12 protein-coding genes are annotated in these 16,417 nt (G+C 42.4%); 9 read left to right on the top strand and 3 right to left on the bottom strand.

The features are described from left to right. The first annotated feature begins 221 nt into the window (after window positions 1-221). Window positions 222-7,736: a PKD domain-containing protein gene (locus MSSIT_RS24690; protein ID WP_052721578.1), complete on the top strand. Its 7,515-nt coding sequence runs from the start codon at window positions 222-224 to the stop codon at window positions 7,734-7,736. Between the two features lie 11 nt (window positions 7,737-7,747). After that, entirely contained in the window at window positions 7,748-8,296 is a 549-nt protein-coding gene (locus tag MSSIT_RS09120) for a hypothetical protein (RefSeq protein ID WP_156157323.1), read from the top strand. Window positions 8,297-8,379: 83 nt separating this feature from the next. Here MSSIT_RS09120 and hepT read toward each other — a convergent pair whose 3' ends face one another. From hepT to MSSIT_RS09105, 3 genes are all read right to left on the bottom strand, one after another. Then, window positions 8,380-8,805 (bottom strand): type VII toxin-antitoxin system HepT family RNase toxin, encoded by a 426-nt coding sequence (hepT, locus tag MSSIT_RS09115; RefSeq protein WP_048171821.1) that lies wholly within the window; start codon window positions 8,803-8,805, stop codon window positions 8,380-8,382. Then, on the bottom strand, window positions 8,789-9,253 hold the full coding sequence (gene mntA, locus MSSIT_RS09110; protein WP_048171820.1) for a type VII toxin-antitoxin system MntA family adenylyltransferase antitoxin: 465 nt from the start codon (window positions 9,251-9,253) through the stop codon (window positions 8,789-8,791). The genes hepT and mntA overlap by 17 nt, the downstream gene beginning before the upstream one ends. 79 nt (window positions 9,254-9,332) lie before the next feature. Further along, on the bottom strand, window positions 9,333-9,683 hold the full coding sequence (locus MSSIT_RS09105) for a nucleotidyltransferase family protein (protein ID WP_082088931.1): 351 nt from the start codon (window positions 9,681-9,683) through the stop codon (window positions 9,333-9,335). 220 nt (window positions 9,684-9,903) lie between these two features. On the opposite strand from MSSIT_RS09105, the gene MSSIT_RS21830 reads away from it, so the two are divergent. The 7 genes from MSSIT_RS21830 to MSSIT_RS09080 all read left to right on the top strand — a co-directional run bounded on the left by MSSIT_RS21830 (window position 9,904) and on the right by MSSIT_RS09080 (window position 16,137). Then, entirely contained in the window at window positions 9,904-10,077 is a 174-nt protein-coding gene (locus tag MSSIT_RS21830; RefSeq protein ID WP_082088930.1) for a type II toxin-antitoxin system prevent-host-death family antitoxin, read from the top strand. 128 nt (window positions 10,078-10,205) lie between these two features. Continuing rightward, on the top strand, window positions 10,206-10,316 hold the full coding sequence (locus MSSIT_RS25660; protein ID WP_187151895.1) for a type II toxin-antitoxin system RelE family toxin: 111 nt from the start codon (window positions 10,206-10,208) through the stop codon (window positions 10,314-10,316). 173 nt (window positions 10,317-10,489) lie between these two features. Then, entirely contained in the window at window positions 10,490-11,587 is a 1,098-nt protein-coding gene (locus MSSIT_RS09100; protein WP_048171817.1) for an NADH:flavin oxidoreductase, read from the top strand. 322 nt (window positions 11,588-11,909) lie between these two features. Continuing rightward, window positions 11,910-12,488, top strand: a complete 579-nt coding sequence (locus tag MSSIT_RS09095; protein ID WP_048171815.1) for a helix-turn-helix domain-containing protein — start codon at window positions 11,910-11,912, stop codon at window positions 12,486-12,488. Window positions 12,489-12,591: 103 nt separating this feature from the next. After that, complete coding sequence (locus tag MSSIT_RS09090; RefSeq protein ID WP_048171814.1) at window positions 12,592-13,047, top strand: acyl-CoA thioesterase; 456 nt, start codon at window positions 12,592-12,594, stop codon at window positions 13,045-13,047. A gap of 94 nt (window positions 13,048-13,141) precedes the next feature. Further along, complete coding sequence (locus tag MSSIT_RS09085; protein ID WP_048174634.1) at window positions 13,142-14,794, top strand: AMP-binding protein; 1,653 nt, start codon at window positions 13,142-13,144, stop codon at window positions 14,792-14,794. Between the two features lie 1,061 nt (window positions 14,795-15,855). Next, entirely contained in the window at window positions 15,856-16,137 is a 282-nt protein-coding gene (locus MSSIT_RS09080) for a DUF2769 domain-containing protein (protein ID WP_231590490.1), read from the top strand. The last annotated feature ends 280 nt before the right edge of the window (window positions 16,138-16,417 follow it).

The following is a 16,417-nucleotide window of genomic DNA, read 5'->3' as shown; positions in this document are numbered from 1 at the left end:
GGATTCTTATGCAAAATTACTCTCATGAAGATACGAAAGTTTCAGTGATTAAGGGTTTAATTTAGGAATGATGAAAATATAACTTCTAAATTTCAGCTTGAGAATTGATCTATAGTTACATTTTCCCCAATAACCATTCTTGGCAACAAAACTCCTTGATCTTAGATTTGAATCATTCCTTTAGCTTTAAAATTAAAGGGTAAAGAACGGGGTGTAGTTCGATGGAAATAAATAGACAACTGATTTATTCACTTATATTTGTTGCTTTTCTGGTAACGATTACAGGGACAGCACTCGCTCCTGAAGTCGATATGGAGCAAGTTGGACATCTTGCCGGGAACGTTTGCGGCGTTGCAGTTTCAGGCAATTACGTCTATGTAGCCGATTATAATAATGGTCTTGTGATCGTTGATATCAGCAACCCCTATTCTCCAAGTATTAAAGGGAGTTACAGTACTGCCGGAAACTCTGAGGGTGTTTCAGTTTCAGGCAATTATGCTTGCGTAGCCGATGGTTATAATGGTCTTGTGATTGTTGACATCGGCAACCCATCTTCTCCAGTTATTACTGGGAGTTATGATACTGCTGGATATGCTTACGGTGTTTCGGTTTCCGGCAATTATGCCTATGTAGCCGATTATAATAATGGTCTTGTGATCGTTGACGTCAGCAATCCCTCTTCTCCATTTCTAAAAGGAAGCTGCAATTCTGTCGGATTGGCTAGAGGTGTTTCGGTTTCCGGCAATTACGCTTATGTAGCCGCTAATAATAATCGTTTTGCGATTGTTGATATAAGCAATCCCTCTTCTCCAACTCTCAACGGGAGTTATGATACTGCCGGAAATGCTGATGGTGTTTCAGTTTCAGGCAATTATGCTTATGTAGCCAATGGCTATAATGGTCTTTTAATTTTTGATGTAGGCAATCCATCTTCTTTAATTATCGAGGGAAATTATGATACTGCAGGATATGCTCGCGGCATTTCAGTTTCCGGTAATTATGCCTATGTGACTGATTGGAGTAACGGTCTTTTAATTTTTGATATAAGTAATCCCTCTTCTCCAATTCTCGAGAAAAGTTACGATACTGCCGGAGGTGCTCAAGATGTTGCAGTTTCCGGTAATTACGCCTACGTAGCCGATTGGAATAATGGTTTAGTTATTTTGAAAACGAACCTAGAAAAACCAGTACTTCCTATTGCAAACTTCAGTACTAACGTGACATCGGGTTATGCTCCCCTTTGTGTGCAATTTTTAGGCAGTTCCCTAAATACAACCGGGTGGAACTGGGACTTTGGAGATGGGAACACTTCAAATGAGCAGAGTCCAATACATACTTACTCTGTAGCAGGGCCATATACCGTTAACCTTACTACAAGCAATGCAAATGGTACTAACTCAAAACTTGCTACGATAAGTTTGTTAACTACTACTCCGGTTTACTATTCTGGAAATGGTCATTACTATGATGTGATCTCTGCGACAGGTGGCATTACTTGGGGAGATGCAAATACTACAGCTCAATCTTTATCTTACTCAGTTATGAATGGACATCTGGTTACAATCACTTCTCAGGATGAAAATGACTTTATTGTTGACAAATTTGGCTTATCAGACTATTGGTTAGGTGGCATCCAACCAGCTGGCAGCTCAGAACCTGCTGGCGGCTGGCAATGGGTAACTGGTGAACCGTGGGTTTATACCAATTGGGATTATGGTGGGCCCAGCAACTCATATTGGGGAGGCTACTCGATAAATCTCCCGAATGGTTATCCCGAAGATGCGCTTCAGTTTCATGGCAACAGTAGGTGGAATGATGTTCCACAAGAGTGTCCAGTACATGGCTATATTGTCGAATACGAGGCAGTAACTAATTCTATCCCTGAACTTCCTTTAGCGAATTTTAGTACTAATCTCAGTAAGGGTTATGCACCTCTTACAGTTCAGTTTAATGACAGTTCGTTAAATGTAGCTTTGTGGAACTGGGACTTTGGAGATGGAAATACTTCATTCGAGCAGAGTCCGATGCATACTTACTCTGCAGCAGGAACTTATACTGCCAATCTGACAGTAAGCAATACAAATGGAACTTCTTCAAAAACAGCTATTATAAATGTTTCTGCACTAGTACAGCCAATATTTCCTGTTGCAAATTTTACAGCCAATGTCACTAAAGGTTATGCTCCACTTTCTGTGCAGTTTAACGACAGTTCTCTAAATGCAACCGCATGGAACTGGGACTTTGGAGACGGAGTTAATTCAACGCAACAGAGCCCAATTCATACTTACTTTGCAGTAGGAAAATATACAGTTAAACTGACAGTAAGCAACACAAACGGTACAGATTCGAAATCAGCTACGATAACTGTTTTCCCTAAGCATACCGAAAATTATACTTTTGTTTCAAAATGGGGTTATTATGGCGGGGGCGACGGACAATTCAATCTTCCATATAGTGTTGCTGTAGATTCTTCTGGCGGTGTTTATGTTGATGATTATATCAATCGTCGAATTCAAAAATTTGACAGCGAAGGCACATTTCTAACAAAATGGGGCTCTTATGGCAGCGGTGACGGACAATTTGATCTTCCATATGGTGTTGCTGTAGATTCTTCAGATAACGTTTACGTTGGTGATATGTGGAATCACCGCATTCAGAAGTTTGACAGCGAAGGCACATTCCTAACTAAATGGGGCTCTTATGGCAGCGATGACGGACAACTTCATAATGTGTGTGGTGTTGCCGTAGATTCCTCAGGCAATGTTTATGCTGCAGATACGGAAAATAATCGCATTCAGAAATTTGACAGCGAAGGCACATTCCTTTCTGAATGGGGTTATTTGGGCAGCGGTAATGGGCAATTTGATCACCCACATAGTGTTGCTGCAGATCCTTCGGGTTATGTTTATGTTGCCGATACGTACAATCATCGCATCCAGAAGTTTGACAACAGCGGCAACTTCATTACCAGATGGGGTTATTATGGCAGTAGCGACGGACAATTTTCTCGTCCATATGGTATCGCTGTAGATTCTTTGGGTAATGTTTATGTTGCTGATACAAACAATCATCGCATCCAGAAGTTTGACAGCAACGGAACATTCCTTGCTGGATGGGGTTCTTATGGCAGCAATGACGGACAGTTAATTCAACCATTTGGTGTTACAGCAGATTCTTCGGGTAATGTATATGTTGCCGATACATACAATCATCGCATCCAGAAGTTTACTAATATCCCAAAACAACCTCCATCTGCAAACTTTAGCAGCAACGTTACATACGGTTATGTTCCCCTCTCTGTGCAGTTTTCGGACAGTTCTCTAAATGCAACCGCATGGAACTGGGACTTTGGAGACGGAGTTAATTCAACTCAGCAGGGCCCGATGCATACTTATGTTGCGGTAGGAAACTACACGGTTAACCTGACAGTAAGCAATGCAATCGGTAATGATTCGAAACTTGCTACAATAACTGTTCTGAAAAAACCTGTGCCGGTACTCCCTGAAGCGAACTTCAGTGCCAATGTCAGTGAAGGTTATGCTCCTCTTTCCGTGCAGTTTACATACCTATCGAAGAATGTAACACAATGGAACTGGAACTTCGGAGACGGCAGCAGCAATGTATCTGATGCAAACCCAGAGCACATATTTACATCCCCAGGACTGTTCAATGTTGTATTGACTGCAAGCAACGGTAATGGTTCAGACTCAAAGTCCATGACCATAAATGTGACTTCAAAGCCTGTACTTCCTGTAGCAAACTTCAGCAACAATGTCACTGAAGGTTATGCTCCACTGGATGTGCAGTTCACAGATCTGTCACAGAATGCAACCGAATGGAGCTGGGACTTTGGAGACGGAGATAATTCGACGCAGCAGAGCCCAATGCATACTTATGTTACAGCAGGAAACTACACGGTTAACCTGACAGTAAGCAATGCAAACGGTACTGATTCGAAACTTGCTACAATAACTGCGGTCATGTATAGCGTACCTCCTCTTCAATCAATCAGTAATCTTCAGTCATCGACCGGGTCCACCTGGATCAATTGGACATGGACTAACCCCACAGACCCGGATTTCAATCACACCGAAATTTACCTGAACGGTACCTTCCAGACCAACACCTCTGCTGAATACTTCAACGCTACAGGCCTCCAGCCTGAAACAGGTTATAGGCTCAGTACGAGAACGGCGGATATCAATGGTAACTTAAATGAAACGTGGGTTAATGCGACTGCGACAACCGGTGCAGAATCCGTTACTGAAAACTTCAACGTATCTATCTCAACTGACAAACCTATTTATGACAGAGAGGAGACTGTACATATCACAGGCAAGGCTCAATATATTGATGGAAGCCCTGTTGTAAACGCACCGGCGCTCCTGAATCTAAAGTTAAAAGGTTATACGCAAACTTACAGTCTGGTAACAGATTCCGATGGATATATCTCATATTATTTCAACCCTGGGCATAGTGAAGCCGGAAATTTCACTGCCAAACTTAGCGTAAAACCCAATAAACTCTGGATAAGCGCAGAGACTTCTTTTGACATGTATGGGCTTTACATGATCCCTTCAGGCATCATAGAGTATGAGATGTCTAAAAATTCATCCGAAAATATCACGTTTTCACTAAGAAATTATGGAGAAACAGATCTGCATGGTGTAACTGTACAGCTTGACGAGGACACAATATCTGGCGTGGAAACTCGAATATTACAGATGCCTCCTGAAACCCTTGTTGCTGGTGCTGAAGGGTCATTCAAGATTAAAATCAGTTCTGAAAATGTGGATGTCTCTCAGGCAAATTATACAGTCAGAATTACTACCGATGAAGGCAGTTCTGAAGAAGCTAAACTATTTGTTTATCTTGTAGATGCCAGCCCTGCTGCCATTGTCAGTCCAACATCGATAGTAGTCGGATTGAATCCGAATAATATTCTGGTAAAAACAGTCGACATCACCAACGCCGGATACAAATCAATGAATGATATTAACATTTCGAAACCAGCTCTTGATTGGGTTTCTGTAAGCTCTGCAAACCTTGGGAATATTTCTCCAGGCATGAATAAATCTTTCAACGTTTTCTTCAATCCAGGCAACGACACTTCTGTAGGAGTATATCAGGAAACAATTACCATCTCAAGCAGTAACCATCCGCCTGTAAGCATAAACCTGGTAATCTCAGTCACTTCTTCCGAAAAGGGTGACCTGATGTTCCATGTTGTAAATGATATTGGACAGAATATCCCCGGAGCTTCGGTTGTAATCCAGAATCCGGCTGTCCTTACGGAGATATTCCAGGGGACTGCAGACGAAAACGGATATTACCTTTTCGAAAATATTTCCGTCGGCACGTATAATTATTTTATAAAGGCGTCTGACCATGCACCCGTAAGTGGCTCCTCAACTGTTTCCCCTGGAATACAGACCCTTGCGGAACCTGTGCTCTCCAAGAATATTCTTGGTGTAAAGCTTACCGTAACTCCAATACAGATAGAAGACGATTATGATATCAAACTAAATCTTACTTTCGAAACCGATGTACCGCCACCTCTGTTGATTCCTGACCCGATGTACATTAAATACGGAGTCAATTTCTCAGATCCGGTATATGAAACCGACAGCTATATAACGATTTCAAATCCGGGGCTTATTTCGATCTTCAATGTAACGGTGGATTCGTCCTCTCTACAGGGGGTAAACATAACTTTCCCAACCGGGAACACATTCTTTGTCGACGAACTCAAGCCCCAGAGTTCTATCACAATCCCCTATCATCTAAAAGCTACCAATGTTGCATGCGGCGGTGACGAATATCGGAACAGCATCAGAATTGGTGGCAACTATCTGACCTTTGAGCCAAACAGTGACATAACACATGAAGTTTACCTCTCGTCGGAGATTCCTGTTTTTATCTATATGTATAACTGTCCGGTTGGCTCTTCGGTCAGCAGTACAATAGTAGATTATTTCAAATACAGCTATAGTACCCCCAGAGGAAGCTATTCACCTATTACTATAGAATATATTCCTAAAGTGGTAGAAACAGTTCATGAGAGGGTCAAGTTATATATTCCGCAGAAAGCCACTCTCGAAAGAGATGCGTTTGCCGCCAGCCTTGAACTAACAAATAAATTAACTGACCAGAACATCGAAAGTGTAAGTGTAAACCTCAAGATAAAGGACAAAAATGGAAAAAATGCCTCCGGTCTATTCTTTGTTAGCCTGACGGCTTTAGACGGCATCAATTCTATCGACGGCAACGGAGTTATGAGTCCTTCAGCAGTTGTAAGTGCAGACTGGCTGTTAGTACCCGAGAAAAATGCAGGGGGCACTACTCCCTTAGGCGAGGATTACACAGTTCAGGCATTCATAAACTATACCGTAAATGGTGTGCCTTTCAGCACAAACAGTACGGAAGAAAACATCACTGTGATGCCTCAACCGTTACTGAACCTGACCTACACAATCCCTGATACAGTAAAAGCAGACAAGCCTTTCAACCTAACTTTGACTGTCAACAATGTGGGTTATGGCACTGCAAAGAACCTTAAACTTGATAGCGGTCAGCCCATGATATATGAAAATAAAGCAGGGTTGTTAGTATCCTTTGAACTCATTGGCAGTGGACTTGTGGACGGACCTGAAACCGATTCATTGCTGATAGACTTTGGAGACGTGGCACCCAGAGAAAGCAAAGAAGCTTACTGGATAATGACATCAAGCCTTGATGGAGAATTTACTGAGTTTAAAGGGTCTTTCAGTCACAGTAATGCTCTTGGAGGAGCTGAGACCTCTTTAATTAATGATATAAAATATATCATTATCAAGGAATTGGATACCAATCCTCCATCTTCAATTACCAATCTCCAATCCACTTCCGAATCCACCTGGATCAACTGGACCTGGAATAACCCCTCCGACCCCGACTTCTCCCACACCGAAATCTACCTCAACGGTGCCTTCCAGACCAGCACCTCCGCCAAATTCTTCAACGCCACCGGCCTCGAACCCGAAACAGAATACACCATAAGTACGCGCACGGTGGATGTTTCTGGAAACATAAATGAAACATGGGTAAATTCAACCGCGACGACTTTGGCAGAGTTGGTATCTGATACTGAAAAACCTGTAATCGAGTCGGTAGTTCTGTTCCCGGCCACCACAACCGCTGGTTCTACGATAAACGTTACTGTGGATGCCACTGATAACATTGAAGTTACCGAAGTAACCGCAGGCGATGTCCAGCTTGCAAAAACAGACAACATCTGGCAGGGCAGCATAACCGCTCCTTCTTCAATCGGCGATTATTCCATGCTGATAACAGCAAAAGACGCTGCCGGCAACGCAGTTGAAATTACTGAAAACTACAAAGTTGTAGCTCCAACAGGCAGCCTTGGTGTGGGTATTTCTCCAAAGGTTACAACCGCATCAACATCGGGAACAACGATTGATTACACTGTGAATATCAAGAGCATACAGAATTTTGATGACATAGTTAGTATTGACGTAATCATGGGCGGCCTGCCTGCCAGTTATCAGATATCATCAGATTGGTTTGAGTGGAATAATCAGACAGTAAATGTCCCGGCAAATAGTACGGTAAGTTTGCCCCTAAAACTGACGATTCCACCCGGACAGGCGGCATCCAGGAAAGCTTTCAAAGTAAGAGCAAATTCAACGCTCTGGATCACAAGTGCGTATGATACTGGAGTGATAGCGATTTCATAAAGGTGGTAAAAATGCGGTCAAACAAAATGAAAATTGGTTTAGTGTTGCTCCTGAGCTTGCTGACAATTAATACTGCGAGTGCAAATCCGGGTTTTAATGTAGACGTTGAAACGACCTCCAGTACAGTTGGACCGGGAGGAACTGTCACATATGCAGTAACTCTAACTGCAATGACTGCTCTTGATGTGGAGGAATTCGCGGACCTCTCAGTTACAGTTACTGATCCAGATGGAAATCCGGTAAGCTGGACTACTACATTCAGTGATAACTTATTTCTAATTGGACCCTATCCATCGGAGAAAACCGTCACTCTGGAAGTAACTGTACCAGAAGGAACTCCTGCAGGGGAGTATCAGATAAAAATACTCGGAGAAGGGTATCTACCTGATTTCATCGATCCTACAATACCAGATGAATTTTTGGGATCGATTGAATCAAGTGAATTTCCAATAACAGTGACTGTAACACAGATACCAGAATTTCCAACAATAGCATTGCCTGCGATTTCAGCACTTGGAATAGTATTTTTGGCATCGAGGAAAAGGGAAGGAAATTCGTAAAACAGTGAATATTGAGTAAACGTTGAGTTAAGCTGTATTTTGCAGCTTTCTTTTTTCTTTTTTCTCTTCTTAAAGTCTCACTTTTATTCTTCAAGTTTCTCTGCGTATTCTGCAGCATAAAAGGCAAATGTATCAAAGTCTTTCAGATTCTCAGCAAGCAGTTTTCTTAACATATCGAGATCTACTTCTTCGTAAATACGAACCAGAATGTTCCTGAAACCGGCGGCAAAAGCAAATTCCTCTGCAAACTCTTTCGGAATTATTTCGTGCCTGCCCAGGATCCGGAACACACTCCTGTAATCTTCAGGTCTTTCAAGCCCCTCTTTTGAGATGATGATTTCCCCTATGTCAATGGCACATTCAATTGCAAGTTGGAAATTTCTCTCGACTGCGGAACGCTTCTCATAGTTGCTTTCAAGATCCGGGCTTTCGGGATCTATTGATTTCAGGTAGTCTACGCAGCGCTGCATAAAGTTTAATTTCCGAAATATCTTATCTGCCACCGACATCCTGAACGCCCCTCTTCTCCCTGATTCGTTTCAGCAACTCCCTGTTCAAAAAGTCTTCATGATATTTCCGGTCCAGGTATCTTGACATGACTTGCTGCTCCACATCCAGTTTCAGGTCCTCGTTTCTGACAAATAACGGCACATTGGGTCTTATGACTTCAAAATTAATAACGGGTGCAGCATCATTCATCACAAGTAGGTCTACATGATCGGTTTTAAGGAGGGTTGAAAGCTCTCCCATCAGTTTCAGGCGCTTTTCTATCCTTTCTCCTTTTGTAAGTCTATCGGAAAGGTACACAGCTATATCAATGTCGCTCAGCGGTCCTTCTGTGCCTTCGGCTGTCGAACCGAAGAGGTATGCAAGTTCGATATATTCCCGTGACTTAAAAAATTCCGGAAGCATTGTACACAGAAGCTCTTTCTTTACCTTTTTCGTTTGAAGACCCATTGTATTTTCTCTATGTCCTGTTCTTTCAAATATGTTATGTTGTAAGAAGGAACCTGATCATGATTGGGATCTGATGCGGCTATACCTGCACAACCTCTTCACGAATTCTTTCTCCAATCCCGGGTTTCAGTGCATTTTTCATAACAAGATCGACCTTTATCCCAAGCATATCCGAAAGATCCTGTTTGAGCCCGATGAATTCAAAGAGGTCAGGTGTTTTGGAAAGGGCCGGTGTTTCAGAAAATTCCACCAGAACATCGAGGTCACTATCTTCTTTCTGTTCCCCACGGACATAAGATCCGAAAATCCCCAGATAGCTGATTCCATATTGTTTTGAAAGTGCCGGGAGGTGTTGCCTTAGAATTTTTGTGAAATACGCTGTATCTTTCGTTTGTTCGCCCGTTGGTACTGAAGTGGTTTTGCCTGTCATGTGACATCTCAAGTCCTGGCGTTTAATTGTTATTAGCAAAAATACTCCTAAAATACTTTCACGTTCTCTATTTATAAGTAAGTCTTGACCTTATCCGGAATCACTCTTTTTTCAAGAATATTCGACCTGCAGTCAACTAGTGTAGGAAAAGGGTTATACTCGAAAGGAAGATAAATGGTTATAAAGCAGATCCAAGGGAATTTCTGAAAAAGGTGATTATGTGACCGTTGAGAATGAACAATACGTGGTTAATGAAAATGGGGAAAAAGTGGCGATTATTCTTCCTATAGAGGAATATGAAAAAATGAAAGAGGATCTCCACGATCTGGCTATCGTTGCAGAAAGACGTAACGAGAAAACTATTAATTTTGAAGAGATGAAAAGAATATTGTGAAGTCGGAGCAATGGCAACTTATACCGTCGATTTCAAGTCCATCGGAGAAAAAAATTTAAGGAAAGTGCCAAAAGAAAGGCTCCACAACACCATAAAAAATTTATGTACTTGCAGATGTACCTCTTCCTGTGGATTCAAAAAAATTTTCCGGGGCTGAACATCTATATCGTGTTAGAGTTGGAGATTACAGGATAATATATGAAGTAGTGCACAAAACGAAGACTGTAACAATTTTTTAAGTAAGGAATAGGCGTTCTGCTTGTCGTGGATTATAACTCATATTCACTCTGTACTTCACTCTGCCCTTTCTTTTCCTGAACATCCAAGGGGAGCTTTGAGTCTGAACTAATTTCCTTTCCTTTTTTCCGGGAATCCGGGATAATTATTTACCTTTCCCGCCCTATTTTTTCATATGATTTTTGATCCGATCACAGTCTGTAACCTGGAACTCCAGAATCGCTTTGTGAGGTCCGCAACTCATGAATTTATGGCAGAAAATGACGGGACCCCCACTTCCAGGCTTGGAGACCTCTATGAAGAGCTTGCAATAAATGAAGTCGGGCTTATTATAACCGGCTATTCTTATGTCCTCCCCGGCGGGCAGAGTGATAATTTGCAGCAGGGCATCTATGATGACCGTTTCATCGAGCCTTACCGGAAGATAACCGAGAGGGTCCACAAATACAGAAGCAAGATCGTACTCCAAATAGTACATGGAGGACGGCAGGCAGACATCTCGGACGAGTATCCTGTTCCGGTTGCACCGTCAGTGGTCAAAGACGGGCATTCTTCAGTGGTCCCCAGAGAAATGACCGAACAGGAGATCCTGGAAATGGTAGAAGCTTTTACCAGGGCGGCTGTGAGGGCAAAGGCGGCAGGTTTTGACGGGGTTCAGCTCCACTGTGCCCATGGATTCCTTTTGAGCAACTTCATCTCCCCTTACACAAACCGGCGTACTGACAGGTGGGGTGGGTCCATCGAAAACCGGGCGAGGATAGTCATGGAGATTATAAAGCGTATAAAAGAGGAAGCAGGGGACGAGTTTCCGATTCTTGTTAAAATGAATGCAACGGATGGTTTTCTGCCCGGTTCTTCAAAGGCAGGGTTGGGCCTCGATGCCCCCGAGTGCGTGGAAATTGCAAAAATTTTTGAAAGAACCGGCGTCTGTGCAATAGAGGTCAGCGGAGGAATAGGCGAAGCAGGTGGAGTGACCATAAAGACTGCAATTAACTCTCCTGCAAAGGAGGCATATTTCAAGAACTACTCAAAAATGATAAAGTCTGCCGTAAACGTTCCGGTAATCCTTGTAGGCGGTATCCGCTCCCTTTCCATCATGCAGTGCCTGCTTGAAAACGGTTGTGCGGATCTGATCTCAATGAGCAGGACATTTATCAGCGAACCTGACTTTATTCCCAAACTCCGGTCAGAGACGGTGAAAAAAGCAAGATGTGTGTCCTGCAACCTTTGCTTTGACCCGGCAGGGATCAGGTGCAATTTCGAGTTTGATTGAAAACCTGATCTTGTCTTTTTCCGATTTCTTTTTTCTTAAACTTTCACGTCCCGGTTTTATTACATTTTTTGCGTTCTATTTTTCCAATATAACTTTTTTCTTTTTCACTTTTTCTTGACTCTTCTTATAATTTTTCTAACTGTTTTTTACTTTTTGTTTACAATTATTTTGGAATCACTATCTGGAAACGCGGATTTTAACGTATATTTTTTATAATAGATGGATACAAAAGAGATAAGCTTTAACGGCTGTTTGCAGTGACTCCGGTTTGCATTTTTCTGCCGGGTCCGCTACCTGAAAAAAATTGTGAGGAAACAGAAGAATGTCAGAAGAAAACCGTGTCGGCAGTAAGATACGCCATCTTAGAGAAGCCCGGGATATGACTGTTGAAGAACTGGCTGAAGCCAGTCAGAGCAGCGTGGAGTTAATCCAGCAGTTAGAAAACGGAGCCCTTGTTCCGTCCTTGACCCCTCTCTTAAAAATTGCCCGAGCTTTAGGTGTCCGTCTCGGTACTTTTCTGGACGATATGCCTCAGAGGGGACCTGTAGTGGTAAGGGCAGGACTGTCTGAAAACGTAGTTCGTTTTTCCGGGAAAACCGAGCAGCCAAAAAAGAGCGCTCTTGATTTTTATTCCCTTGCTTCGGATAAAGCAGACCGCCATATGGAGCCTTTCATCATAGATATTCACCCTTCTCCCGAGGAAAGCCACAAACTCTCATCTCACGAAGGAGAGGAGTTCATCTATGTCCTATCCGGAGAAATCGAGATCTTCTACGGCAAGGATGTTCACAGGCTGAGTGTCGGAGACAGCATCTATTACGATTCCATCGTCCCCCATGATGTCCATACAGAAGGAAAAAAGGATGCACGAATAATGGCTGTAATCTATGCTCCTCTCTGAGAGTCCCTGTGGAACTGGCAAGAAGTAAGAATGTGATTAAATAGCAAGTTTAGATAAAAAATCGGATAATTGAGTACAGATATTAAGAGTTAGGGAATCCAAAATGTTCAGTATAAACGTTAGTCCGCGCTTTGGAGATATTGATGGTCTCGGGCATGTAAATAACACAGTCCTTCCGGTGTGGTTCGAAACAGGAAGAAACGCTATTTTCAGGCTTTTCTCCCCGGACCTTGACCTCAGCCCTGATGTGTGGCACCTGATCCTTGTCAGAACAGAATTTGATTTTCTGAGCCAGATGTATTTCAGGTCCGATGTGGAGATCAGGACCTTCGTTGCAAAGATAGGAAACAGTTCCTTTACCGTCGGGCACGAGGCCTGGCAGGAAGGGGAACTCAAGGTAAGAGGCCAGGCAGTGCTGGTATATTATGACTTCAAACTCCAGAAAGCCCTCCCCCTTCCGGACTCTATCCGCGAGGTCCTTAAAAGGCACATGTTCCCTTCAATGGAATCTTCGCCGGCGGATGCAGAGACTGACACGGACTCTCCCTGCTCGATTTGAATATATTTCAGGAACGTCTTTGATTGGCTTATATATAAAACCCCGTCTATTAGCCGGAGTTCCTGAAAGTAGTCCAGAAGAAGAGGCTGAAACCATGCATCTTATAGAAGATTCTCTGGGAGAATACTTTGAAAAACAGGTAGTTATCGACCCTGACCACGAATTTATTATTTATCCGGACCGCAACCTGCGCTTTACCTACGGACAGTTCAATGAAAGGGTCAACAACCTTGCAAAAGGGCTGCTTGCGATCGGCATAAAAAAGGGAGACCATGTAGGGATCTGGGCAAAGAACGTCCCTGACTGGCTTACTTTCATGTTTGCAACCTCAAAGATAGGAGCAGTGCTCGTCACGGTAAATACCGCTTATAAGAGCCATGAAGTTGAGTATGTACTCAAGCAGTCGGATATGAAGGCCCTGGCTCTTATCGATAGTTTCAGGGAAGTGGATTACCTCGAAATTATCAATGAACTTGTCCCGGAGTTGAAAAGTTCGGAAAGAGGACGCCTGAAAAGTAAAAAATTCCCGTACCTGAAGAGCGTAATCTATGTCGGGCAGGAAAAACACAGGGGAATGTACAACACCAGCGAGCTGATGCTCCTTGGCAGCCATTATCCGGACGACGAGCTTAAAGAAATTCTGGCAAGTGTTAGCGGAGATGATGTGGTCAACATGCAGTATACCTCAGGGACAACAGGCTTCCCGAAAGGAGTTATGCTGACAAGTAAAAATATCCTGAACAACGGCCTCTCCATCGGCGACCGACAGAAATTCACTCATGAAGACCGCCTCTGCCTGCCTGTTCCTCTCTTCCACTGTTTTGGAATCGTGCTCGGAGTCATGGCTATCCTGACCCACAGGGCAACACTTGTTATGCTTGAGGTTTTCGACCCTCTCCTGGTGCTTGCCGCTGTCCAGAAAGAGAAGTGTACAGCTCTTTACGGCGTTCCTACTATGTTCATTGCCGAATACACTCACCCCATGTTTGACATGTTCGACCTTTCCTCCCTGAGGACAGGGATCATGGCCGGTTCCACTTGCCCTGTGGAGGCCATGAAAAAGGTCGTAAAGGATATGCACTGCCACCAGATAACCAGCGTTTACGGGCTTACGGAAGCTTCCCCCGGCATGACCCAGACAACGGTCGATGACCCTGTAGAACTCCGGGTTGAAACTGTGGGCAAGTGCTTCCCCAGCGTTGAAGTCCGGGTAGTTGACCCGGGCACAAATGAGCCGGTACCCCCGAATACTGTTGGGGAGCTCTGCTGCCGCGGATACAATATCATGAAAGGCTACTACAATATGCCGGAAGAAACGAAAAAAGTGATTGATGAAGGCGGCTGGCTACACAGCGGGGACCTCGGGACTTGTGACGAACTTGGTTACTACAGGATTACAGGTCGCATAAAGGACATGATTATCCGGGGCGGAGAAAATATCTACCCAAGAGAAATTGAGGAGTTCTTGCATGCAATACCCGGAGTCAGAGATGCCCAGGTCGTCGGCATACCTGATGAGAAATACGGGGAAATCGTAGGAGCCTTTGTTATTCTCGAAAAAGGTGCAGACCTTACGGAAGCCGATATCAGGGACTATGCTGTAAGCAAAATCGCCAGATATAAGGTACCGAAGCACGTTTTCATCGTAAATGAGTACCCGTTGACCGCAAGCGGCAAAATCCAGAAATACAAGCTCAGAGAACTGGCTGTGGAGCTTCTGAAAAAGAGAAAGGAAAACGAAGAGTAATTCAATACTATCGACCTTCGAGTCGATGGTTTTTTAGTTTTCAGTTTTATTTAAGAGAGTTATTTTATCCACTAGCTGCTTGAGCATAATTTTTCTTTTTTAGCTATCCCATATTTTTGCTTTGATTGAAAATTTTAATGCTATTGAAAAACTAGGAACTATCTATATTTTAAAGATGGACTATAATTTCCAGCAGTTAATAAAATAATGCTTCGGTCAAATAATACTAAGCAAACAAAATTAATTAATCATTGAATATTTAACGGAATTTATTATATATAGAATTTAAGCATTGAAAAGACTGTAATTGTAGGAGAAGCACTTTGGTGCATGTTTGCAAATAGAATACTTGGGGAGTATTCATTTATAGGGGTTTCATCTGATTGAGAGCCCGGGGATCATAATAAAGAGTTCTCAATTAATCACCAAAACCAACGCAAATTTATATTGCCTTCTCTTACAATTGGGTAAAGAATATGTGGGAGTATTCTTTAAAGGGGGTTTCATCCGATTGAGAGCCCAGAGGACCAGAATATAGGGCTCTCAATCAATCACTACCACTGATATTTCAGCCGCTTTTTAAACAAATGACAAATCATATGGAATAGAAAACCTGCTATTTACATAATTTTCATTTATGGAATTCCCCAGAACTTTAATTGACCCCCACTAAATCTTTCTAATAGTTAGTTTTACTATTCTATGATATATAAATTCTTTGATATTTTGACCAGTTAGAAATTTACCACTGTTAGAAATTTAACACTGTTAGAAATTTAACACTAAATTAACACAGAAACTTCACATTATGCTTCTTTTTTAATCACTTTTAGACTGTTTCAATAGCTTGTAAACTTGTACTTAAATTACCAATAAAATGTTTATATGATTTTGCCAGCGGCTTTATTTAATATCAATCTAATTTTTCTATGGGGAATATTATGGTCTCAGGTAATAAGTGTAGAAAAGCATTCTGTTTTCATGAACATGCTCAAAAAAGAGCACACAAGCAACAAGGCACATCACATAAACAAAAGATGCAGCTTAAATCAGGATCTTTGATGGCTGTTCAAATCAGCGAGACCGAAGAAATCCGGCAGATAGTAGCTGACACTCCTGAAAACCTCCGCATCTGTATGGAACACTGCGGCACATGCCCGAGCCTGCCCTTTCCACCTGAACCATTTCTTTTCTGTGCGAGAGGGTGTTCTCCTGAAAAGATCTCAAAAAAAAGCTGCAATTGCCCGACATGTCCCATCTATAACAAATACAAGCTTCAAAACCTGTACTTCTGCGAGACCGGAAAAGCTGTAAAAAGAAGAGAAGAAGAAAGAGAAGGATAGGAAGGATGGTGTAGAAGGATTTAACGGACCCAATTGAACTTAATAAAGTTCTGATTAGCAGCAGTTCTAATTGTCAGTCATTCAATTATCAGTCAGTATAATTACCAGCTATTCTAATTATCAGTCAGTATAATTACAAGCCATTCTAATTAGCAGTTATTCATTTCCTATATCGTTTTTTATAATTTATTTAGCTAGATGACTTTAGTTTCATAATTTTTATTAGAAATTACATTTCCATTAAATTATATGGTTGTTTGAATATTAGTTACTAGTGAAA

The organism is Methanosarcina siciliae T4/M (assembly GCF_000970085.1).
Lineage (GTDB): Archaea > Halobacteriota > Methanosarcinia > Methanosarcinales > Methanosarcinaceae > Methanosarcina > Methanosarcina siciliae.
This window is presented reverse-complemented; position numbering and strand designations above follow the sequence as displayed.